Annotated in this window: 17 protein-coding genes; 7 read left to right on the forward strand and 10 right to left on the reverse strand. The window is 44.7% G+C overall.

What is annotated here, in order from left to right; translation table 11 throughout:
- Nucleotides 1-56 precede the first annotated feature (56 nt).
- Nucleotides 57-5,135 carry an S-layer homology domain-containing protein gene (locus tag Ami103574_RS05030; RefSeq protein WP_163065587.1) on the forward strand — a complete coding sequence of 1,693 codons (5,079 nt, stop codon included), beginning with the start codon at nucleotides 57-59 and terminating at the stop codon, nucleotides 5,133-5,135.
- A gap of 95 nt (nucleotides 5,136-5,230) precedes the next feature.
- Here Ami103574_RS05030 and Ami103574_RS05035 read toward each other — a convergent pair whose 3' ends face one another.
- The 4 genes from Ami103574_RS05035 to Ami103574_RS05050 all read right to left on the reverse strand — a co-directional run bounded on the left by Ami103574_RS05035 (nucleotide 5,231) and on the right by Ami103574_RS05050 (nucleotide 10,196).
- Nucleotides 5,231-7,765: an ABC transporter permease gene (locus tag Ami103574_RS05035; protein ID WP_163065588.1), complete on the reverse strand. Its 2,535-nt coding sequence runs from the start codon at nucleotides 7,763-7,765 to the stop codon at nucleotides 5,231-5,233.
- Nucleotides 7,762-8,451, reverse strand: a complete 690-nt coding sequence (locus tag Ami103574_RS05040; protein WP_163065589.1) for an ABC transporter ATP-binding protein — start codon at nucleotides 8,449-8,451, stop codon at nucleotides 7,762-7,764. Before Ami103574_RS05040 ends, Ami103574_RS05035 begins: the two co-directional genes overlap by 4 nt.
- Nucleotides 8,452-8,533: 82 nt before the next feature.
- A complete protein-coding gene (locus Ami103574_RS05045) occupies nucleotides 8,534-9,523 on the reverse strand; it encodes a sensor histidine kinase (protein ID WP_163065590.1) in 990 nt (329 codons plus the stop codon).
- Nucleotides 9,510-10,196, reverse strand: a complete 687-nt coding sequence (locus tag Ami103574_RS05050; RefSeq protein WP_163065591.1) for a response regulator transcription factor — start codon at nucleotides 10,194-10,196, stop codon at nucleotides 9,510-9,512. Before Ami103574_RS05050 ends, Ami103574_RS05045 begins: the two co-directional genes overlap by 14 nt.
- A 205-nt stretch (nucleotides 10,197-10,401) precedes the next feature.
- Here Ami103574_RS05050 and Ami103574_RS05055 point away from each other — a divergent pair, with 205 nt between their 5' ends.
- The 4 genes from Ami103574_RS05055 (at nucleotide 10,402) to Ami103574_RS05070 (ending at nucleotide 13,422) form a co-directional block, all read left to right on the forward strand.
- Nucleotides 10,402-10,821 (forward strand): MarR family winged helix-turn-helix transcriptional regulator, encoded by a 420-nt coding sequence (locus tag Ami103574_RS05055; RefSeq protein WP_246213197.1) that lies wholly within the window; start codon nucleotides 10,402-10,404, stop codon nucleotides 10,819-10,821.
- Nucleotides 10,822-10,859: 38 nt separating this feature from the next.
- Entirely contained in the window at nucleotides 10,860-12,140 is a 1,281-nt protein-coding gene (locus Ami103574_RS05060) for a cytidylate kinase family protein (RefSeq protein ID WP_246213198.1), read from the forward strand.
- A gap of 85 nt (nucleotides 12,141-12,225) precedes the next feature.
- A complete protein-coding gene (locus tag Ami103574_RS05065; protein WP_163065592.1) occupies nucleotides 12,226-12,768 on the forward strand; it encodes a nitroreductase family protein in 543 nt (180 codons plus the stop codon).
- 48 nt (nucleotides 12,769-12,816) lie between these two features.
- Nucleotides 12,817-13,422, forward strand: coding sequence for a class I SAM-dependent DNA methyltransferase (locus Ami103574_RS05070; RefSeq protein WP_163065593.1), 606 nt, complete (start codon nucleotides 12,817-12,819; stop codon nucleotides 13,420-13,422).
- Nucleotides 13,423-13,441: 19 nt separating this feature from the next.
- On the opposite strand, the gene Ami103574_RS05075 is transcribed toward Ami103574_RS05070, so the two are convergent.
- Nucleotides 13,442-13,939 carry an RrF2 family transcriptional regulator gene (locus Ami103574_RS05075; protein WP_163065594.1) on the reverse strand — a complete coding sequence of 166 codons (498 nt, stop codon included), beginning with the start codon at nucleotides 13,937-13,939 and terminating at the stop codon, nucleotides 13,442-13,444.
- 191 nt (nucleotides 13,940-14,130) lie between these two features.
- Between Ami103574_RS05075 and Ami103574_RS05080 the strand changes: the two genes are divergently transcribed.
- Nucleotides 14,131-14,505, forward strand: coding sequence for a pyridoxamine 5'-phosphate oxidase family protein (locus Ami103574_RS05080; RefSeq protein WP_163065595.1), 375 nt, complete (start codon nucleotides 14,131-14,133; stop codon nucleotides 14,503-14,505).
- A 118-nt stretch (nucleotides 14,506-14,623) separates the two neighbouring features.
- On the opposite strand, the gene Ami103574_RS05085 is transcribed toward Ami103574_RS05080, so the two are convergent.
- From Ami103574_RS05085 to Ami103574_RS05100, 4 genes are all read right to left on the reverse strand, one after another.
- Nucleotides 14,624-16,369 carry an ABC transporter ATP-binding protein gene (locus tag Ami103574_RS05085; RefSeq protein WP_163065596.1) on the reverse strand — a complete coding sequence of 582 codons (1,746 nt, stop codon included), beginning with the start codon at nucleotides 16,367-16,369 and terminating at the stop codon, nucleotides 14,624-14,626.
- A complete protein-coding gene (locus Ami103574_RS05090; protein ID WP_163065597.1) occupies nucleotides 16,366-18,117 on the reverse strand; it encodes an ABC transporter ATP-binding protein in 1,752 nt (583 codons plus the stop codon). The genes Ami103574_RS05085 and Ami103574_RS05090 overlap by 4 nt, the downstream gene beginning before the upstream one ends.
- A 144-nt stretch (nucleotides 18,118-18,261) precedes the next feature.
- Complete coding sequence (locus Ami103574_RS05095; protein ID WP_163065598.1) at nucleotides 18,262-18,882, reverse strand: TetR/AcrR family transcriptional regulator; 621 nt, start codon at nucleotides 18,880-18,882, stop codon at nucleotides 18,262-18,264.
- Nucleotides 18,883-19,137: 255 nt separating this feature from the next.
- On the reverse strand, nucleotides 19,138-20,325 hold the full coding sequence (locus tag Ami103574_RS05100) for an oxygen-binding di-iron domain-containing protein (RefSeq protein WP_163065599.1): 1,188 nt from the start codon (nucleotides 20,323-20,325) through the stop codon (nucleotides 19,138-19,140).
- A 284-nt stretch (nucleotides 20,326-20,609) separates the two neighbouring features.
- Between Ami103574_RS05100 and Ami103574_RS05105 the strand changes: the two genes are divergently transcribed.
- A complete protein-coding gene (locus Ami103574_RS05105; RefSeq protein ID WP_163065600.1) occupies nucleotides 20,610-21,221 on the forward strand; it encodes a DNA-3-methyladenine glycosylase in 612 nt (203 codons plus the stop codon).
- A 5-nt stretch (nucleotides 21,222-21,226) separates the two neighbouring features.
- On the opposite strand, the gene Ami103574_RS05110 is transcribed toward Ami103574_RS05105, so the two are convergent.
- Entirely contained in the window at nucleotides 21,227-21,733 is a 507-nt protein-coding gene (locus tag Ami103574_RS05110; protein ID WP_163065601.1) for a MarR family winged helix-turn-helix transcriptional regulator, read from the reverse strand.
- Between the last annotated feature and the right edge of the window lie 23 nt (nucleotides 21,734-21,756).

Here is a 21,756-nt window from a genome sequence, read left to right on the forward strand (position 1 = left end):
GCTTTCGCTAACCAAGGGTTAGCCATAACTAACAACTTGCATTGGAGGGATATGCGGTGAAATTATCTTACTTAAAAAAGAATAAAAAGAAAATAGTCGGGGTGATGATGGCAATGATTGTTGCTATTTCTTCGGCTACTTCTGTTGCTCCTGTTTTTGCAGATGATGCAGATTTACAGGTGCCGATTTTAGAGGCGGAGGAAGGCGTTCAGACAAATGAAGACGTCGGTGGAGGGGAGTCTCCTGGCAATAGTGAAAACACGCCTGAAACGGAAATAACCACGGAAAAAGAGACAGAGGAGCAATTACCGGAGGTAAAAGAGGAGGAAAATAAATCCGAAGATGTTCAGCAGGAGGAGGATCAAGAGCTTGCTGAGGCAGCTTTTAATCTAATTTCTCTTCAAAGCATCACTCTTTCTGGAGATTACACCGACGGAAAGTATGAAGGCACAGGAGCCGGCAGGAATGGCGCTATTGTTTTAAATGTTACCATAGCAGAAAATAAGATTACGGAGATAGAAGTCGTTTCACAAAGTGAAACAGCGAATTTATGGGAAAAGGCGAAGGCCTTATTTGATACAATAATCGAAGCCAACTCGACAGCTGTTGATGGGGTGACAGGTGCTACATACAGTAGTAATGGCATTAAAGGGGCTGTCAATGATGCCTTATCAAAAGCAATTAAGGATGAGACAAAAGTCTTTGAAAAGGGCAGCGGCAGTAAAAGCAATCCATATATTATCAAAACGGATAACCAGCTTCAACGATTTGCAGATAAAGTCAATGAAAAAAATGACTATGAAGGCAAGTACATTGCACTTTCAAGCAATATTGAATTAAGTGGAGAATGGACACCCATTGGAACAAAGGATGCTCCTTTTGCAGGACAATTCAGCGGAGAAGGAAACACTATTGATGGTTTAACTATTAAGAATTCCAATCAATACGCAGGGCTTTTCGGATATCTGGGAAACGGCGCTGAAATTTCTGATATCAAGTTGACAAATGTGCATATTTCAGAAGAAGCCAAGGCAGTTTATGCCGGCGGAATCGTAGGAATGACAGGAGAGAACATTACCATTGATAACTGTGCTGTAAGTGGCTCGGTCTTTTCCAATACAACTGCAGATAATGCGTCAAGCTATGCCGGCGGGGTCGCAGGGAATTTAAGCGCAAGCTCAATTGTTTCAAATGTATGCACAGATGTTACCGTAACGGCATACGCAGAAAAAGCGCTTTCTTATGCCGGCGGTATTACAGGCATATCAGGAAATAAGTGTATCTTACTGAATGCAGCATCACAGGGAACCATCATAGCGGAAAGTGATGGAGAAAATAAAAATACGGTGGCCGGCGGTGTGTCGGGCATGCTTGCAGGCACGGCCTATAATGTTTTCAGCCGATGCACCGTATCCGCAGAGAACAGTGTTGAAAGCAAGAAATTTATAGGCGGTATAAGTGGGGTCATTACGCCAAATACCGCCTTAATAAACGGCTACTATAATAGCAGCATTACTAAACCATATATGTTGTTTGTACCAACCATATCAGGCTATGTGGCAGATCATATAGTTGTCATGGATGATGTGGCATTTGATTCCGCCGATTTTGTGGCGACAATGAATGATGGATTACTGAATGCCAAGATTTCGACGGCAGCCTCTAAGGTTGCGGCAGCAAGTAACGCCAATATGGGTGATTTACTGAGTGCAGTAAACAACGTTGAGGGGGTGTATGCCTGGAAGCTTGATGGAGGGATTAAACTTTCAGACGAAAAATTTATTGATGATACCATTGATACCAGTATTTTTGAACGGGGAAGTGGAACAGAAAACAATCCATATATTATAAAAACGGAAGCACAGCTTCGAAACTTCGCCCTGTCTGTGACAGATACGGTAAGTTATAAAGGAATTTATATCGCATTAGACGGGGATATTGATGTATCCAGTGCAGTTTGGCTGCCTATAGGACTTGGTCATAGCGATTTTCTTGGTACCTTTGACGGAAAAGGATATAAAATCACGGGTATGCATATTGGGGAAAAGGGAAATCCATATCAAGAACCTTCTGGTGACAGTACAGACAAAACAAAAATGACGACGTACTATGGCTTGTTTGGTGTGATAGGCGAAAATGCCGTTATTAAAAACCTTGGCATAGAAGATGCCGTTATTTCTGCCGAAAAAGAATTTAGTTTATATGCAGGGCTTTTAGCGGCTGTAACAGATAAAGCGTATATTGACAGCTGCTATGCAGAAGGCTACGTATACAGCAAAATAAATAATAAAAGCGGTAATGCTTGGGCTGGCGGTCTTGTGGGAATGACCATCAAAGGCGGAGTTATTAACTCTTGGACGGATGCAGAGGTTTACTGCGAAGCAGTGGGCGGTCTGGCAGAGTCTGGCTCCTTTATCGGCATGAGCAATAGAACTGTTGTGGCTAATTGCCTTGCGCTTGGACTTGCAGGTGGTAAAGCTAGCCGAGAAAATGGAAATGAAGGCATGCCGGCGGTTTCCTCCTTTATTGGCGTAAACGGCGGCAAGATGGCCAACTGTTATTCTATGGGTGATATGAAAGCCGATTCGTTCTCAACTTATGTTGGTGCCGTTTCGGGTTGGGCAACAGGCATTGCCAGACAGTTCATCTCTTATTACAATGCAGATGCAATCCAAAACAGCAATGGAATCGTAAATAATCCGGTTATAAGTGTTGGTTTCATGGTTAGTGCCGGAGTAAATGATGAAGGGGAGCCATACGACGGTACCTATAATGTGGGTATTGAATCAAAAGCAAAGACCTTTTTGCAGAGTCAGGCCTTTGCCGAGCTGTTAAATTCTAACTTTAGTGCATTCCCGCTGGATATTGTCAGCGGTAAAAGCTCAAATACAGATGACAAAGACGGTCAGAATGCCATGGGGCTTCCAAGCTTTATGAAATTGAAGTCCTGGCAATTGGTAGGCAGTGACGTATTGCCGATAGGTGAGCCGGTTTTGACAACCTATAAAGATATGAATCCTATTTTTGAACCAGATACCCTTGAAGTGGTGGACGGGACGTATTATGGCAGAGCAAAAGGGCCAAGCGGGCAGTACATTTATGTACAAATGACTGTAAAGAATAAACGCATGACGGAAATCAGCGTGACATCACATAACGAAGGAGAAGCACTGGATGCCGTTTCTCACGAAGTGATTACAGGTGTTCTTGAAAGCCAAAGCTATGCCCAGTCCGGCAGTGACAGCACCCTGGTGAAGGCCCTTAAAAGTGCGATTGCTGTTGCAGCACAAAAGGCGGCCATCAGAGATCTGACCAATTATGGAAATGCTTCAGATTCCATTTTTGCAAGCGGCAGCGGTACAGAGAAAAATCCATACCTGATTAGCACGGCAAATCAGCTAAAAGCTTTTGCAGAGTCTATCAATGCCGATGAACATTACGAAGGAAAGTATATTAAACTTACAAGCGATATTTCCCTTCAAGGCATGAGCTGGATACCGGCAGGGGGGTCTGGTGCGTATGGATTCAGGGGAACCTTTGATGGTAACAATAAGGTTATCTCCAATATGACCATCGGTTCAGAAGCCAATCCTGAAATGTACTGCAAGTCTGTAGGACTGTTTGCAAATCTGGAGGCTGCTGTCGTGAAAAATCTTGGCATGGAAAAGGCTCAAATCTATCACCGATACTTAGGTGACTCCATCGCCTACGCAGGGATTCTTTCCGGATATTATATTCAAAATTCTGGGGATCACGGATCGATCGATTTCTGCTATGCAAAAGGTACGGTAAACAGTTATTCTGCTAAGCAAAATGATGCGGCGGGCCTGATCGGAAACATTAACAAGGGAATAATCGCAAACAGTTACGTTGATGTGACGGTAAACAGTCAGAGCCGAGATGGGTATTCCTATGCAGGCGGTATATGTGGACTTCCCAACAGGTCCCTGATTATAAACTGTTATGCACTTGGAAGCGTTAAGGGAACAGGAAATGGTGCCAGAATACAGGTTGGTGGCATATCGGGTATGAATGCCGGTATTGAAATCAACAACTATGCTGACGTGACACTTGCTTCGGCAAACACGGTTAATGATGTCGGCGGAATCACAGGACGAGTTACCGGCATTGGGTATATTGAAAAAGCTTACTACAATAAAGGCGCTTCTCAGGTAAGCGGTTCACAAGTGTTTTCTCCGGCTAAAGGAATCGGGACAATTGTTTCCGGTGCAGAGCTTGGGAAGGGAACCGTTATAGCACTTGAAGAAAAGACTTTAGCTGAGCTGAAGAGCACAAGCTTTGCCGATTTACTGAATTCAAATAAAAGTGATGGAGAACTTATCAGTCGAACAAAGGCCGTTTTGAATGGGTATGGCGTAGAACTGTCTTCAGATATCACACTCCGGGATTTTGCATATTCTTCAAGAGATGGCGGCGTGGTATTTAAAGACCGGGTAACAAAATCTTCTGGCGGCGGATCAAAGGGCGGATCCTCTGGGGGAAGCAAAACAAACGACACAACCAATAAAACAGAAACCCCTATTGATAATAACAGTGAAAAGAATGAGAATACAGAAAACAATACCGCCAGCAAGGTCTTTGCCGATACACAGAGTCATTGGGCAGCCGAGGCTATCAATACGGTTGTTGAAAGAAAGATTTTCACAGGCGTAGCTAAAAATGAATTCTCACCAAATACAGGCATGACAAGAGCCATGTTTGTAACGGCTATCGGCAGACTTGCCAATGCCGACGTAGTTGAAAATGCTACCTTTGCTGATGTGCAAAGCGGAACCTGGTATTCCGGATATGTTGGCTGGGCAAGCCAGCAGAAGATTATAAGCGGAATAAGCAGCAGTGAGTTTGGTATTAATGAAAATATTACCAGAGAACAGATGGCGGTTATGCTTTATAATCTTGCTAAATCACAAGGCTTTGAATTAGCGGAAGGAAGTGCTGTAACTTTCACGGACAATGAAGCTATAAACGATTGGGCTAAAACAGCCGTTTCCTCCATGGTTCAGGCGGGCGTTATAAGCGGAAGAGATGATCTGAGCTTTGATCCCCAGCAGAAGGCCACAAGAGCAGAAGCAGCGGCGATGATTTCCAGATTTATGGAAAAGTATAATATATAATAAATATTAGCTGAAAAAAACAGGCACTAGAATACAAATTCTGGTGCCTGTTTTCTTTGGCTTTTATTACCTAGTGGATTAATATTTCCGCTGAATCAAGTCATGTCATCTCGAAGTGCGTCAATAATATTTTCTTTTCTAATCTTGTTTGTAGCGTACAGCATAGTAATAAAAACCACAAGGAATACCCCCAGGGCGCTGATTGCCATACTTCCCCACGGGAACGAAAAGGAAAAGTTTTTCAGATTTTCTGCCAGCATGGCTACTTTGTAAATTAGCCATGAAAGAATCCCTGCGATGGGAATTCCAAACAAGAGCGTTCGCATACCATAAAAGGCGCACTCAAAGAGCATCATTTTATTGAAATCATGGTCGGACATTCCGACGGAACGGAGCATGGCGAGTTCACGCCGTCGCAACTTAATGTTGGTAGAAATGGTATTAAACACATTGGCCACAGCAATCAGCGAAAGCATGATAACAAAGACATAGGTGAATACATCGACTACAAAGGTGAGACTGCGGAATAGGTCAACGGATGAGGAGAGATTGAGCAAGGTATAGTCGGAGGCAATGTCGGATTCCTCAATAATTGACTGTAGCTGTGTCATAGCCTGTGCTGGATTTTCTGACCAGAAGGTCAGGCCAAATTTTTCAGTCATCCCCAATGTGTCAAATTGCGCTTTCATCTCCCATGGAGCAACGACTACAAAATAGTAAGTAGGTGTCGAATCGCGGGGTAGGAGGTCTAAGGGGTAGGAATCCGCAAAGGTGGCACGAATTGTTTTTGTCTGCTCCCCAGAAGCCGAGGTAAGGGTAAAATCCATGGATTGGTTTGTGAAATAAGTTGTATGCTCTATTGTATTTACGCCTACAATGAGAACTTTTGCGTTCTGTCCGGTGTATTCCGCTGTGGGCAGATCGAGGCTTCGGATAAAGCTGTAATAGATGTCATCCTCAATAAACTGAACGTCCAGTGGCAATGTCAGGGTTTTCTCTGTACTTTCGTCCCCCATAGACGCCCGGTAGGTGCTCACAAAATCACTTGGAAAATCCCTTGTTGAGCAAGGGTAAGTCAGATTCGCTTGATAGGTACTTTTATAAATGCTGTCAGCAGCCTTTAACTTATCATACAATTGAAACAGCTCGTCTTTTTGCATAGCTTGTGTATACAACGAGACATCTCCATCTATGTCTACCGTGTATTCTTTTGTAAGCTGCTTTAGTGTGGTTCCAAAGGCGCTTCCAGAGACAAAAAGCACCACGCTGAGTGTAAGCGATAGTACGACGCTGCGATAACGTTTTCTATTTCGCCTAAAATTCTTTAGTGCAAGCAGTCCCTCCAATCCGTAAATACGCTGTGCGAGCTTTGAGGTTTTCACGACCTTGGATTCAATTTTAATCTCGTTGGTTTGACGGATACACTCCATCACCGGCGTGCTTGCAGCTTTTCTTGCTGGGATATAGGCAGAAATCAAAATGGTGACTAAACTGACTGCCGCCGCCACCACCAGTGCAGGTACAGATATCGACAGATTCAGGGGCACTGTACTGTTGATAATAGTGCTGAAATTGTTTGCTACAATCGGTAGTATTAATTTGATACTACCGATGCCCACAAGAAGTCCAATCGGAATCCCGATTGCGCCAATGCAAAGGCCTTCAAAGAGCACCGAATTTCGCAGCTGCCTGGCAGTAGCCCCCACCGACATGAGGAGGCCAAACTGGTGTGTGCGCTCGTTCAGCGAGATATTAAACGAGTTGTAGATCAGGAAAATTGCACCGACCATGATGATGGTAATGAGAATACTACCAACCGAGTATAGAAGTGTATTGAATAGTTTATTATCCGAAATACCCATAAAGCGCAGCACATTATCATTTAGAACATACGTATCTGTTCCGGTCATGGTGCTTGCATAGGTCTGGACCTTGTAGGGATTTTTAAGTGTTACAAAAAGGCTAAACCGATTTGACTGATCCGCGGTGTCTGCTTGTGTTATCAGGGTATACCCCGGTGCGGATTGTTCTTCAAACCCCGGTCGATCACAAAGTCCCACAACTGTGTAGGTTTTCATCGTCACAGGGACCAAGGTTTCCTTCCCCCCACGATAGGATTCATGCTGGGTGAGCATTTTACCATCCGCCTCACGATTGCCGATGGCAAGGGTTAAGGTATCACCTACAGAAATTTTAACCCCAGCCTTAACCGCGATGTGAGAGGGAACAAGAATTTCACTGCTGTTTTCAGGCAGTCTACCGGAAATAAGGGTAATAGGCAGCGTATCAAAAGTTTCATCATGGAACCCGGAAATGAATAAATAAGGTTTCTCTAAGCTTTTCGCACCATTGAGCATGGCATAGCCAATATTTTCAAATACCGCGGTAGTCGAAACTTCATCGTTATTTACTTGCTCCTGCACAAAAGTGGAATCGGCATCTGTAAATTCAACATGCCAGTCTCCATACTTTGCAAGGGAACCGTTTAGCAGATAAGTTAACAGAGAGGTGCCAAAGGTGGCAACTGCGGTAATCATAGCTGCTGACAGAACAACGCCGATAATTGTTACAAATGTTCGTGTACGGTTCTTTTTCAATCCTTGCAGAGCTACCTTGTTAAAAATGTTCATGACCGGGCCACCTGCCTCTCATCCCCCACCACTTTTCCATCGGCGATAGTGATAATGCGGTCTGCTTGCAAGGCAATATTTTCATCATGGGTGACGAGGAGCAAGGTCTGACCATACTTTTTATTGCTTTCTTTCAAGAGTTTGATGATTTCATGTCCATTTCGGCTGTCCAAGCTGCCTGTGGGTTCGTCTGCAAGCATAACTGCGGGTGCATTCATCAAGGCACGTCCAATGGCAACACGTTGCTGCTGGCCTCCTGAAAGCTGATTGGGCAGGTGTGTTCTGCGTTCCTGTAGACCTAGCAGCTCCAGCAGATCGTTCAGGCGCCCTTGATTGATTTTCCGTTTATCCATCAAGATGGGCAACGTAATGTTTTCCTCCACATTTAAAGTAGGAATCAGATTGTGAAACTGATAGATCAGCCCCACCTGTCGTCTGCGAAAGATGGCAAGCTTTTCGTTATTTTGAGCATACACGTCTTGTCCATCCAGCAGCACCCGTCCACTTGTTGGTATATCCACACCTGCAATGGCGTGAAGCAAGGTGGATTTACCGGAACCGGAAGAACCGATGATAGCAGTAAAATCACCTTTTTCAATAGTAAGAGAAACATGATCTAAGGCAGTGACTTGGTTATCACCCTTCCCATAGACCTTGCATAAATTTTCAATTTTTAAAAACTCCATTATGTGAGTCTCCTTTCTCATGGCTTACCCATATAGTAGACCCTTCAACTTACATCTTAGTGACTTTCAGGTGAGAGAATTGTCACTTGGAGAAACGAATCGTAAATATTGCACCGCCCTGGGAATGGTTTTTGGCGGTAATTGTTCCGTTCTGCCGTGTTATAATCATCTTGCAGAGAGCCAGTCCAATCCCATAACCGACAGTGCTTGTTTTCTGACCACGAGAAAAACGTTCAAATAATCTGGCCAGATCTTCTTTTTCAAACCCCGGACCGTTGTCATGGATTGTAAGTTCTGTAAACAGTGGCGTGGATCTGCAAACAATCTCCAGCTCCCCGTTTTCGCCTACGCTTTCCATACAGTTTTTAAAGATATTTTGCATGGCTTCTGAAAGCCAGGAAGCATCTCCTTGAATGATAATCCCTTTTGGCACATCCAGTTGCAGCTGGATATGGTGCAGCTCCATGGAGATGAGAAAGGGACGAAGGGAGGCCTCTATTAGGGCACTTACCTCTACCGATGTGCGCTGGAAGACCACAATTCCTGCATCTAGTCGAGACAATTTCAACAGGGTAGTAAGCAGCCAATCCATCTGTACAAATAATTCTTCTGCCTCTCGCACAAAGGCTTTCTGCTGGGTTGCCTCGGGCATATTGGCTAACAGAGAAAGGATGAGGTTTGCGGAGGTCAGCGGGGTGCGAAGTTGGTGGGCGATGTCGGCTAGGGAATCGGCAAGATGTTCCTTTTCTTTTTTCAGCGCGTCATTTTGTTCTCGAATACGCTGAGTCATTTTAGTTATTTCACTGTGCAGGATAGAAAGTTCCCCCTCGTCTGAGTCAACAATGTACAAATGATCCGCGTTGTGAAGGACAAGATCGATTTGATGGGAAATCTGAGCAATCTTTTTATAGCGGGCGTTGGTAAAGGCAAAAAAAGCTATGCCAAAAGCGGCGGCAGCAATCAGGAGAAGGATTCCTGCTGTTATATCAATTACAAATCCCAGGGTCACTGCGGTGGCAGCTATGAAGAAAAACAACATAGCAAACTGTCGAAATTCTCTATTCCGAAGCATGCTTATCCCCCAATCTATAGCCCATCCCGCGAACCGTCAGAATAATTTGTGGGCTTACGGGATCATTTTCTATCTTCTCCCGCAAGCGTTTGATGTATACCGTCAGTGTATTGTCATGGACGAACTCTCCCGCAGCGTCCCATAACTCATCAAGAAGTCTGCCTCTGGTGATAATCTGTTTGGGATTATTAATAAACAACAGCAATAGCCGGTATTCCAGAGGAGACAAGAAAATCTCCCGGCCGTCTTTTTTTACCAGGCCGCTTGCGGTGTCTACATGAAGTCCTTGCATATCAAAGTTTAAACCAAAACGCTTGCCCTTTCGTAAAGCAGTTCGAATTCGCGCAACTAATTCCCGAGGGCGAAAAGGCTTGGTAATATAGTCGTCTGCACCTATGTTCAGTCCGGTAACAACGCTAGATTCGTCTCCAGAAGCTGTTAGAAAAATAACTGGAATATCTTGTGCCTCTTTAATCTCGGTGCAAAGGGTAAAACCATTTCCATCCGGCAAAGAGATATCAACAAGTGCCAAATCAAATTTCATTTCGTCAAGCAGGGCACGGGCTGCCTCCTGGGTAGAGGCGTGGGTGGTGATAAATCCTTCCGAGCGGAGCAGCAACATAAGGTTTTTAGCAATGGCCTTATCGTCTTCCACCAAAAATATCCGTTTCATTAGGTTCACAATCCTTTCCTTCACGACTTCTTTTGCTGTTATATAGTCTGAGCTTAATTCTTTAATATTCTTATTATATTTCTTTTAAGGAAAACATACAAGTTTACATTGGGAATATTTTACATAAAAAGGAGGCGCTAAACAAAACTTGACAATTAGAATTATAACAATTAGAATTCTAATTAAACGAAAGAGAGGGATGAACATGACTTATCATAACTTAATGTTTGAGAACCAGACCTTATTTTCAAAAATGGTTTTTTCATATTTAATGCCCCATGCTTTATCTATCGGTCAACCAAAGGTATTGGAGTATTTATCAGAACACGATGGATGCATGCAAAAAGACATTGCACAGTGCTGTATGATTGAGCCTGCTTCCGTTACGAGTCTTTTAACTAAAATGGAAAAGGACGGGTTAGTCATTCGCAAGGAATTGCATAACAATCGCAGAAATTTATATGTGTACCTGACGGACTTAGGCAGAGAAAAGGCCAAGTATGTAAACGAAGTTTTTTCGCAAGTGGAAAGTCATGCATTAGACGGTTTATCAGAAGAGGAAAAACGATTTTTATTAGAATTGCTAGCCAAAATTAACGGGAATATGAAAGATAAAAACATTTGACAGCAAAGACCAAAACAAATATAGATAGGAGATAGAACTTGCAGAAAACAGAATTGCTAAAACGATACGTTATTTTTTTAATTGGCTTATTTATAAACTCATTTGGGGTAAGCTTCATTACCAAAGCAAGCCTTGGAACCTCACCGATTTCCAGTATTCCATATGTACTAAGCTTGGCATTTAAACCAACATTAGGTAACTTTACGATACTTTTTAGTTTGATTTTAATTATAATGCAGATGATAATTCTTGGGAAAAAGTTTCAGATGATTCAGCTGATTCAGATTCCAGTTTCCATTATTTTTGGGTACTTTATTGATTACTCCATGCTTCTATTGAGTTCTTTTCAGCCAGAGCTGTATGCCATGAAGGGGCTTTCTCTTCTGATTGGCTGTTTTATTTTGGGCTTTGGTGTGTACATTGAGGTTCTGGCCGATGTAGTTATGCTGCCGGGAGAAGCCTTCGTAAAAGCCATAACGACAAGATTCGGTACGGATTTTGGCACCACCAAAGTCTGCTTTGATGCTTCTATGACAATCATGGCAGGAATTATGTCTTTATTGGTGTTTCAGCAGCTTAGAGGCGTACGAGAAGGAACTATCATCGCGGCACTGATTGTGGGGCTGATTGCGAAACAATTCGGAAAAACCTTGGCGCCACTTACCCTCTTTCTTTTTCCCGATACAGAGGGGGAAAACAGCAGGGCCGAAGCTACATATGAAAACCATTATATTATTACCGTCAGCCGGGAATTTGGCAGCAATGGAAGCCGGATTGGAGAAATGATTGCCGGGGAGCTCGGCATCGCCTATTTCGATCATGAAATCATTCAAAAAGCTGCTGAAAAAAGCGGCTACAGCAAGGAGTTCATCGAATCAAACGAAGAGAAGCTTACCAATGGCTTACTGTATGATTTATATCTGCAGAATTTTGCGTATGTAAAAGGAGAGGAGTCTAAGAGGGAAGCGTTGTTCCACGCAGAGCAAGAAGTAATCCGAGACTTCGCATCGAAGTCTTCGGCGGTAATAGTTGGCCGATTGGCGAACTATGCTTTAAAAGATTATAAAAATGTTTATCATATTTTTCTGCGTGCCGATACCGACTATAAAATTAGAACCGTTCAGGAGCGTGAACATATCGGTTTTGAAGAGGCAGCACACAAGATTGAAAAAATTAATATTGAACGAAGCAACCATTGCAAGTTCTTCACCGGGCAAGAATGGGGTCAGGCTGAGAACTATGATTTGATTTTAAATGTAAGCAAATACAGCATGGAAGACGTGGTTCAAAAACTGGTAGCTGTTTTGCCCCAAAGCTAATTCGATATGTTGTCTATTCTGAAAACAAGTGCTATGATGGGATAAACAGCTGTAACTATGGACGGGTTGAAAGGGGACGATTGAGTTGGAAGAGATAGCAAATAGAAGAAGTATACGCAAGTATCAAAAGAAGAAGCTTGAAAAAGAAAAGGTTATTCAGATACTGGAGAGTGCCAGGCTTGCACCCTCTGGAAGTAATACGCAGCCCTGGTCCTTTATTGTGGTAGAATCCCAGGATACAAAGGAAAAGCTGGCTAGTGCTGACCATGGCCAAACTTGGATGCTGTCAGCTCCTGTATTTATTGTAGCGGTAGCAGATATTCGCTGCCGGATCTCCGCAGATACTAAAATCAGACTGGATGAAAACAGCCCGGAGCCGGAATTGAAACAGATTATTAGGGATACGGCTATTGCCATGGAGCATATCTTGCTTGAAGCGGAGCATCGGGGAATAGCGGCTTGTTGGACAGCTTGGTTTGCACAAGATGACATCCGACCGATTCTCAATATACCCGAAGATAAATATGTGTGCGGAATTATTACCTTGGGGTATGGCGAAGAGGCGCCCCAGCAGCGGCCGAGAAAAGCAATCGAGGAAATGATAAGATATGAAGCTTGGATAGAGTAGGAGATGGTGGATCTTGACGCTAATTGAGATTTTCAGAAGGGAGGCCTTATGGGAAATACAGACAAGTTTGAACAGATAGCTGCCGCTTATGACACCCCGGAGCGGATTCAGCTGGCTCAGGCATCGGCGAAGGGGATTCGCAAATGCTTGGCAGACATGAAAGAAAAAAAGGCTATTGATTTTGGTTGTGGAACAGGCCTTGTGGGACTGGAACTGTTGGAACACTTTCGGTCAATCTTGTTCTTGGATTCCTCCCAGAATATGATTGAGCAAGTAAAAAAGAAGCTTTTGCAGGACAATATAGAAAATGCAGACACCCTGTGTTTTGATTTGGAAAAGGCGGAGCAGACCGAGCTTCGTGCAGACTACATTTTTATGGCTCAAGTTTTGCTTCACATCGGTGATGTAAAATGGCTCTTATCGCGGTTGTACGAAATCTTGAATGACAACGGCCATTTGATAATCGTGGATTTTGACAAGAATGAAAAGGTAACTTCCCCTTTGGTTCACTGTGGATTTGACCAGCAGGAACTGGCTTGTATCATGGAGCAGATGGGTTATGGGAATATCCGCTGGGAGCGTTTTTATGAGGGCCGTAACATCTTTATGGGGCAGGATGCAACTTTATTTGTATTGGATGCTCAAAAAATTTGAACAATTACTAACGCCGCCCTTAGCGGAATCCATTGAACCAATCGCTGGTAGCTTGCAGGTGCTCCTCCGGAACCTTTTCTGCTACCTGTTGGTGGAGCCAGGCCAGGGTCTTGCTTCTCAGGTGCTGCCGCATCTGTTCCTCCGCTTCCAACATGACTACTTTAATCAGGCAGGGGCATTTCGTGTGAGAATCCGGTAGATTTTCTTTGTCCAGCAACAATTCTTTCTGCCGAATCTCTGCGCACTGAAAGAGGGGAGAACTGCCTTCCACGGCCTCCACTACGTCCCAGAAGCTAATCTCCTTAGGGTTTCGAGCCAATTCATAGCCGCCGTTGACCCCGGGAATGGACTTTACAATCCCCGACTTTCTCAATTTTGTATACACCTTAGACAAATACGTCTCTGATACGCCTTGATAAGCGGCCAAGTCTTTAATCCCGACGGACTTTCCTGTCGGAATATCTACCATATAAATCAAACAATGCAGGGCGTATTCTACGCCGATTGAAAATTGCATACAAGGAACCTCCCAATTTAACTAGTATTCCTTCAATAATAGTACATTTTTTTCTGAAAGTCAATTAGATATCGTAGATAATAATTATCTATAATTATATTGACAGCTAAAAGGCGATATTGTATAATCTATCACAGATAATAGTTATCTATAATAGATTTAATAAATGCAATATGCAGGAGGTAAGAGTTATGATTACAGAAAAATTTTTAGAAGTTTTAAAGAATGAAGGGGTTGTTTCCATCGTGTCTATGGGAGAGGGAGAGCCTCACATCGTCAACACCTGGAATTCTTACATCGTCTTGACACCGGACAACAAGCTGCTGATACCAGCTTATGCCATGCGCAAGACGGAGAAGAATGTGCACCAAAACAACAAGGTGAAGCTGGCCTTGGGCAGTCGGGAGGTTATAGGCTACAAGGACTATCAGGGAACGGGCTTTGTAATCGAAGGGACGGCCAGATTTCTGGACTCCGGTGCCGACTATGACAGCATGAAGGAACAATTTGCCTTTCTGACCCGGGTGCTGGAGGTTACCGTCACGTCTTTGAAGCAAATGCTGTAATAGACAAAGTAGTGAGGCTCAAGCTCGTAGACATTAAAGCTAACAAACAGAAAGGCCCCTGGGTTATCCGGGGCCTTTCTGCTCGTTGTGGGTTAGAGAAATTTAAGTAAGTCAAATATTATTTTCGTGGGCTCCAACCTTGGTTAGTCTCTCTGACCGTAACAAAGTGTTTATAGAGACCATCTCTTTGCATCAATTCTTCATGGGTGCCTTGTTCGGCAATGGTTCCGTCGGCGATAACCAAAATCTTATCCGCGTGGCGGATGGTGTTTAGGCGGTGGGCGATAACCAACAAGGTTTTACCTTGGCAAAGTTCGTTGATGGCTTGTTGAATATAACTTTCATTATCGGCATCCACGCTGGCAGTGGCTTCGTCCAGAATGATGATAGGTGCATCTTTCAAGATGCAGCGGGCGATGGATAGACGCTGCTGCTCGCCGCCAGAAAGGCTGGCGCCGCCTTCGCCCACCAGAGTATCAAAGCCTTGGGGCAGTGCCATGATAAAATCATAACACCGGGCCTTTTTCGCTGCTTCGATTACTTCTTCCCGGCTGGCGCTGGGTCTGCCCATGCGAAGGTTATTGTAGATGGTGTCTTGAAACAGGTATACCCGCTGAAACACCATGCTGATGTGATCCATCAGGTTGCTCAGGGGAATAGTTCGGATATCTTGCCCACGGACCAGGATTCGGCCAGATTTCACATCCCAGAAACGAGCTAAAAGGCTGGCAATAGTAGATTTACCTCCGCCAGAGGGCCCGACGAGGGCCAGCATCTGGTTCGCTTCCAGATTGAAGGAGATATGGTGCAATACCTCTTGTTCACCATAGGCAAAGCTGACCTGTTCAAACTGGACCTGGGGAGCAGAGCTGCTTTCTGGAATACAGTGGGTTCCATCATCTGGCAGTTCTTGCTGGGCAAAGACCTCTTCGATGCGATCCATACAGCTATTCATCACGGTGAGCCGCGCACTTTGTCCGTACAAGGCCTTTAATGGGCCAAACAAGTCAAAGACGAAGAGCATAATCCCCAATAAATAGGTTACGTCTAATTGCCCTTTGAAATACAGAAAGAGCGAGAGGCACAGGATAACTACTACGCCGAAGCCATAAATCAGGTTTAAGCCCCGCTGCCAAGGAGTATGGTTTTCTTCAAACTCTAAGCTGGTACGGCAAAATTCCCGGAAGCTGTTGGAGAGAGTCTTGGATTTCTCCCCCAACAGGTTATACGTCTTGATGATGCCGATGCCTTCGGTAAAGTCCAGAACGGATTCTGTTAAATCTTCTAATTGAGTCTGCCGGACAGCTGAGTCCGTAAGGGCTTCCTTTTTGAGCCCGCGCCCTAGCAGCAGAATCAGCAGGACAACTATTAAGCTGGCAAGACCCAGCCACGGATTGAAGAAAAAGAGAAAGATGATCAGGATAACCTGTGAGAAAACATAACTCATCATATCTGCCAGCACATCCATGCAGTTTTCCTCGATGAATACCATATCCGTGGAGAGCACAGAGCTGATTTTGCCAATATTGCCTTCGGTAAAATACCCCATAGGCATGTTGCGCAAATGGGCGCCCAGTTCCATGCGTTTATCGGCAAAGAGCAGAAAACCGGCGGCGGATTGCAGTCTATCGGAGAGATTTTGACACAACATTTGCAGCAACAAAATAAAGATTAGACCAAGACCAATCCACAGGCATAACTGGGGGGGGGCATAGCCGTGATAAAAGGCGGCAAGGACCACAAAGCCAAGGCCGATGGGGGCATTCTTGAGCATACCTTTTAAAAAAGAGAATACAAAGGCTACAGCAATTCGAGTCTTATATTTTCCGGAAGCCATAAAAATACGTTTCATTAAAGCGGTCATAAGATTTCGCCTCCTTTCTCGATGCTGACTTTCCACTGAGCACTGCTCTCAGCGGCTAGCCACAGCTTTTGATAAGCCGGGCAGCTGGACAGCAGTTGCGTATGGGTTCCGGCGGCGGCCAGCGTTCCTCCAGCCAGGACACAGATTTGGTCGGCATGTAGAATCGAATGCAGCCGATGGGCGATGACAATAACCGTTTTACCGGAAATGACCTCGGCAATAGCCGCATTCATCTTTTCCTCATTCTCTGGGTCGATAAAGGCGGTGGCTTCGTCCAGCACCACGATAGGAGCATTCTTTAAGATGGCACGAGCCAAAGAGATTCGCTGACGCTCTCCGCCAGAAAGTTGTTTACCGCTATCTCCTGCCAGGGTATGTATGCCTTTTTTCAACCGGGCCAGGAATTCACCACACTGGGCTTTTTCAGCAGCAGCCAGCACTTCTTGGTCGGTAGCTTCTGGTTTTCCCAAGCGGATATTTTCCAGCAGACTGATATTGAAGAGGAACTGCTCCTGGGCCACATAGGAGATTTGCTCGTTGAGGGATTCCAGACTCATGTGCCGGATATCCTGTCCGCCTACTTTAATGGCACCGCTGGTTATGTCGTAAAAATGCACCAACAACTTGGCAAGGGTACTCTTGCCGCTGCCGGATTCCCCCACCAAAGCAGTGAGACTTCCCTCCGGTATATTCAAGGTGATACTGTGCAGGACCTCTGTTTCTTGGTACGCAAAGCATACGTCCTCAAAGCTTACGCCGTGGTTTCTTCCGGCAAAAGGTGTCGGCGATTGAGTGAGAGGAGCTTCATTCATTAACTGCTCCATATTGGAAATCGTATAGTTAATTTGTGCCATGGTGGGCATAAAGCTCATTACCCGCAGAAGGGGAGCACTGATGCCGAAAGACATGCACAGTGCCAGCGCTAAATTTGGCAGGGTGGAATACCCCTGAAGGACAAAATAGGAACCCACAGGCAGGACAAAGAGGGCTACACAAGGGACGAGGGTGTTGTAAATCGCCATCCATGGCCAGCAAACTTTATACCAGGCCAGTGTAAAGTCTCGATAGCTTTTAATGTCGTTCTCATACCGATGGTAGGATTCGCCATCCCGATTGAACACTTTGACGACTTCCATGCCGTTGATGTATTCTACAATCGTGCTGTTCATCTTCTGGGCCGCTTGATAATAGGAGCCCATTTTACTCATGCCGCTTCGGTACATGATCATCATGGCAATAGCCCCTAACGGCAAAGAAGCCAGGGCTAAAAGCGCCATCCGCCAATCTGCCCAAAACAGGCCCAGGAACACCAGTACGGGAACAGCCGTATTTGCAACGCCCTCTGGTATGGCATGGGCTAGCGGAAGTTCAATTTTTTCAATATCATCAATAAACATTTTTTTGATGGCGCCAACGCCTTTCTGCTGTATGACACCCAGAGGCAAACCCTCCATTTTTTTCTGCAAAGAAATGCGCAGGTTTTTCAGCGTATGATAGGCGGCATGGTGGGAAAGGGAAAGCCCCCAGATGTATAGTACCGCATAGAGTACCGTGCAAGCGGCAATGGCGGCAAGGCGATAGATGATATACTCTGCTGATACCGATTCCCTCATCAGCAGAGGGCGAATGATTTGGTAGATAAACCAGAACGGCAGTACCTGCATGACCATACCTGCCAGCATAACGGCAATGGCCCCATAGGTGGTTTTTTGGTGTTCACCAGCGTAGGCCAGTATTTTTTTGAACAAAATAAATCCCTCCTTTGTAAATAGATAAAAGTTAAAAAACAGCAGTAACCGAACAAGAAATAAGAGACCTTTGGATAAGGGAGTATAATCGGATTAGCGTATGCTAACCAAAGACTAAATAAAAAACCCTTTTTAAAGGGCCTTTTATTCGGCGGCGATAAATCCTAGGACTTTATTCCAGTTAAACAGGCTACAGACCAGCTCACAGTGGGCTTCCATCTGCTGCCAGGTATATCCGTGGATAAACGGCTCGTAAACCGTCGTCCAGAACGCGGAAAGCAAAATGTGCATTTCCTCCAGTGTGATGTCACCCTGGGCCAGCCCGCGATTTTTTGCCTCCAAAAAATATTCATAGCTCTTGGTCGTCATGGATTCCACAAAATCATGCTGAAAGTTAGCATACTTGGTTCCGGCAGCCCCTGAAATCAACAAGACAAAGCCGTCGTGATAGGAGTAGAGAAACTGAAACCATGTCAACATACTCTCGTTCATCTCCCAGGCCTGAATGAGGGTGTCATCCGACAGCTCAGAAGGCTGAGCAGCACTCCGTTTAGTGACAAAGTCCTCTAAGGCGATAACCGTATCCTCTACGACAGCACAGAACAAGTCTTCTTTTCCCTTATACCGTTTATAGAGAGCTCCGGTGGTCACGCCAGCATCTTCACAGATTGTTTTTAAAGAAGCTTTTTCAAACCCATGAGTGAGAAATTCGTTTTTTGCACTCTCGAGAATACGCGGATCAATAGATCGATCTGGTTTTGCCATCTGGTTTTTCACCTCCTATAAACTGATAATTAAAATATCGATAATTTGATTATCAGTTTAACGGTGAGAAGAGATTTTGTCAAGTTTTCTTTTACCGTTTAGTTGTCCGTTCTCTAAGCGTGCACTGAAATGGAGGAAGAAGGAGAGAAATCAGCAAAGATTAAAAACCGGATTTACATAGAAAAGTCGACACCTTGCTTTAAGCAAAGTGCCGACTTTGTGGCGCAGGTCAAATTCTGTATACGAAGGGATTGTTTACTGGCAGAGGGCCTTGGCCACTTCCGCCGCATTTTGGAAATCCGCTTCTTCTGGATTCCACAGACTTTTGGCCTCGGTGTCCACCACCGTAAAGCCAGCTCCTGTCAACCGTTCCCGCAGGACTTTTGTGCCTTCCCCGCTCCAGCCGTAACAGCCGAATACAGCAGCCTTTTTGTCCTTAAATTTCAATTCTTTTAAGAAGTCAAGCCAGCCGCCCACAGAAGAAAGGATGTTTCCGCCGACCGTTGGGGAGCCTAAAGCAATGGCCTTGGACTTAAATACTTCTGTCATGATATCGTTCTTGTTGATCTTGGAAATGTTATAGATTTTCACCCGGGTATCCGGTGAAATCTGGGCGATTTCAGCACTGATTCGATGGGCCAGCTGTTTCGTGCCATCCCACATGGTATCATACACGATGGTAATCTGATCCTCTTGATAGTTCTGAGACCATTCATAGTATTTTTCCACGATTTGCAACGGGTTGTCCCGCCAAATAGAGCCGTGGCTGGTAGCAATGATGTCAATAGGCAGATTCAGCCCCTGTATCTCCTCAATTTTCTTTTTCACAAGGAGTGAAAAAGGAGCTAAAATATTAGCGTAGTATTTAATGGCTTCTTCCCACAGCTTGCACTGGTCAGCCTTGTCATTAAACAATTCCTCCACGGCAAAATGCTGGCCGAAGGCGTCGTTGGAAAAGAGGATGTTGTCTCCTGTCATATAGGTGGCCATGCTGTCCGGCCAGTGCAGCATCTTCATCTCAACAAAGATCAGCTTCTTCCCATTTCCGATATCGATAGAATCTCCTGTTTTCACCACCTGATAATTCCATTCTGGGTGATGATACTGTCCCGTCAGCGATTTTACACCGTTTGCCGTGCAGTAAATGGGCGTGCCTGGTATTTTTTCCATCAAAGCAGGAAGGGAACCGCTGTGATCCACTTCTCCATGATTCGCCACAATAAAATCAATTTTATTTAAGTCAATTTCTTTTTCTAAGTTATCAATAAATTCTGTGGAATGTGGTTTCCAGACCGTATCGATGAGAACAGTCTTCTCTTCCTTGATTAAGTAAGAATTTTGGCTGGAGCCGTGATTAATGGAATAATCTGCACCGTGAAAGGATTCCAGTTCCCAGTCCATGAAGCCTACCCAATACACGTTATTTTTTATTAACTTTTTCAATTTGTATTTCCTCCTTTGTATTTTTAAACAGCAATGCTTTTTCTACCTGTATTTCTTTGTCAGCAACGGGTATGTTGTTGGTAAAAATATGGGTTTATATTATTTGTATTATATCAAAGCTTAATAGTAAACGACAAGAGGGATTGCCGTCACTTCTAAATTTTACTTAAAAGCGTTGATTTTTCAAAAACTAAACGGTATGATGGCCTTAAGGTGCTCGATTTTAGGCTTGCATTGTCCGACCTTCGAGGACGGGCAAGAAATAAGTGATAAGGAAAACAATCATGAAAAAATTATCCAGAGAGTTTTACAATAGGGACTCCATCTTGGTGGCCCAGGATTTGTTAGGTAAAGTCTTGGTGCATCAAGTGGGAGGTCAGCGGCTGGCGGCTCGCATAGTAGAGACGGAGGCTTATATGGGCGTGATAGACAAGGCTGCTCACTCCTATGGCGGCCGAAGGACTGCCAGGGTGGAAGTCATGTACGGCAAGCCGGGGTTGACCTATGTGTTTTTTATTTATGGCATGTATCACTGCTTCAATGTGGTGACTAGGGAGGAGGGCAATCCCCAGGCCGTGCTAGTTCGGGCCTTGGAGCCGGTAGAAGGAATGGATCAGATGGCTTTGAATCGTTTTGTCAAGCCTTACGAGCAGCTGAGCAAGGCCCAGGTCAAAGGACTGACGAATGGGCCGGGAAAGTTGTGCCGAGCGCTGGTCATTGACAAAAGCTGTAATGGAACAGATTTGTGCGGAAATACCTTATACTTGGCAGAGAGGCCGGCGGATTCTTTTGAAATAGTAGCGGCCAAGCGCATTGGTATTGATTATGCCGAGGAGGCCAAGGACTACCTGTGGCGGTTTTATATAAAAGGAAACCCCTATGTTTCGGTAAAGTAAGCCGTTTACTCGCTGCATTTATCCCCAGAAGATTTCTTACAGCTTTGCAAGGTCTGAAGGATATCTACAAACTGGGCTCGCTGCTGGGGGGACAGGGGTTCGATTAGCTGTTCGGCAATCGTGAAATTTACTTCCTTGGCTTTCTGAATCAGCGGTTTGGCTCGTTCCGTTAATTGCAGGATAATAGCCCGGCGATCCAGCGGATCAGGAATACGAAGAATCAGCTCATCTTTTTCCAGGGCATCTATAAATTGGGTGACCGTTCGGGCCTTGATTCCCAGTTTCTTAGCTAGTTCGTTCATGCGCATATCGCCGTCAGCAGCGATTTCCATGAGGACTCTTAGTCGAGGGCCGGTGACCGGTTTTGGCAGTCCGGCTGAGGCCAGCGAGCATTCGTATTTTTGCTGCAAGGCGTGTTTTACCTGAAACAGCAGGTGTAGAATCTGAGTTGAGGTGATAATCGGTTCCTCTGTAATAGTTCTTTTTTCTTCATCAGATAAATGCTGAGACATAATATATTCCTCCTTGACAGATA

It is taken from the genome of Aminipila butyrica, from assembly GCF_010669305.1.
In the GTDB taxonomy this organism is placed as follows: domain Bacteria; phylum Bacillota; class Clostridia; order Peptostreptococcales; family Anaerovoracaceae; genus Aminipila; species Aminipila butyrica.

Excerpts from the sequence above, each read along its gene's own strand:
- Ami103574_RS05035 (WP_163065588.1), bottom strand. The coding sequence starts at position 7,765 with ATGAACATTTTTAACAAGGTAGCTCTGCAAGGATTGAAAAAGAACCGT.
- Ami103574_RS05040 (WP_163065589.1), bottom strand. The coding sequence starts at position 8,451 with ATGGAGTTTTTAAAAATTGAAAATTTATGCAAGGTCTATGGGAAGGGT.
- Ami103574_RS05045 (WP_163065590.1), bottom strand. The coding sequence starts at position 9,523 with ATGCTTCGGAATAGAGAATTTCGACAGTTTGCTATGTTGTTTTTCTTC.
- Ami103574_RS05050 (WP_163065591.1), bottom strand. The coding sequence starts at position 10,196 with ATGAAACGGATATTTTTGGTGGAAGACGATAAGGCCATTGCTAAAAAC.
- Ami103574_RS05055 (WP_246213197.1), top strand. The coding sequence starts at position 10,402 with ATGACTTATCATAACTTAATGTTTGAGAACCAGACCTTATTTTCAAAA.
- Ami103574_RS05070 (WP_163065593.1), top strand. The coding sequence starts at position 12,817 with ATGGGAAATACAGACAAGTTTGAACAGATAGCTGCCGCTTATGACACC.
- Ami103574_RS05075 (WP_163065594.1), bottom strand. The coding sequence starts at position 13,939 with ATGCAATTTTCAATCGGCGTAGAATACGCCCTGCATTGTTTGATTTAT.
- Ami103574_RS05080 (WP_163065595.1), top strand. The coding sequence starts at position 14,131 with ATGATTACAGAAAAATTTTTAGAAGTTTTAAAGAATGAAGGGGTTGTT.
- Ami103574_RS05085 (WP_163065596.1), bottom strand. The coding sequence starts at position 16,369 with ATGACCGCTTTAATGAAACGTATTTTTATGGCTTCCGGAAAATATAAG.
- Ami103574_RS05095 (WP_163065598.1), bottom strand. The coding sequence starts at position 18,882 with ATGGCAAAACCAGATCGATCTATTGATCCGCGTATTCTCGAGAGTGCA.
- Ami103574_RS05105 (WP_163065600.1), top strand. The coding sequence starts at position 20,610 with ATGAAAAAATTATCCAGAGAGTTTTACAATAGGGACTCCATCTTGGTG.
- Ami103574_RS05110 (WP_163065601.1), bottom strand. The coding sequence starts at position 21,733 with ATGTCTCAGCATTTATCTGATGAAGAAAAAAGAACTATTACAGAGGAA.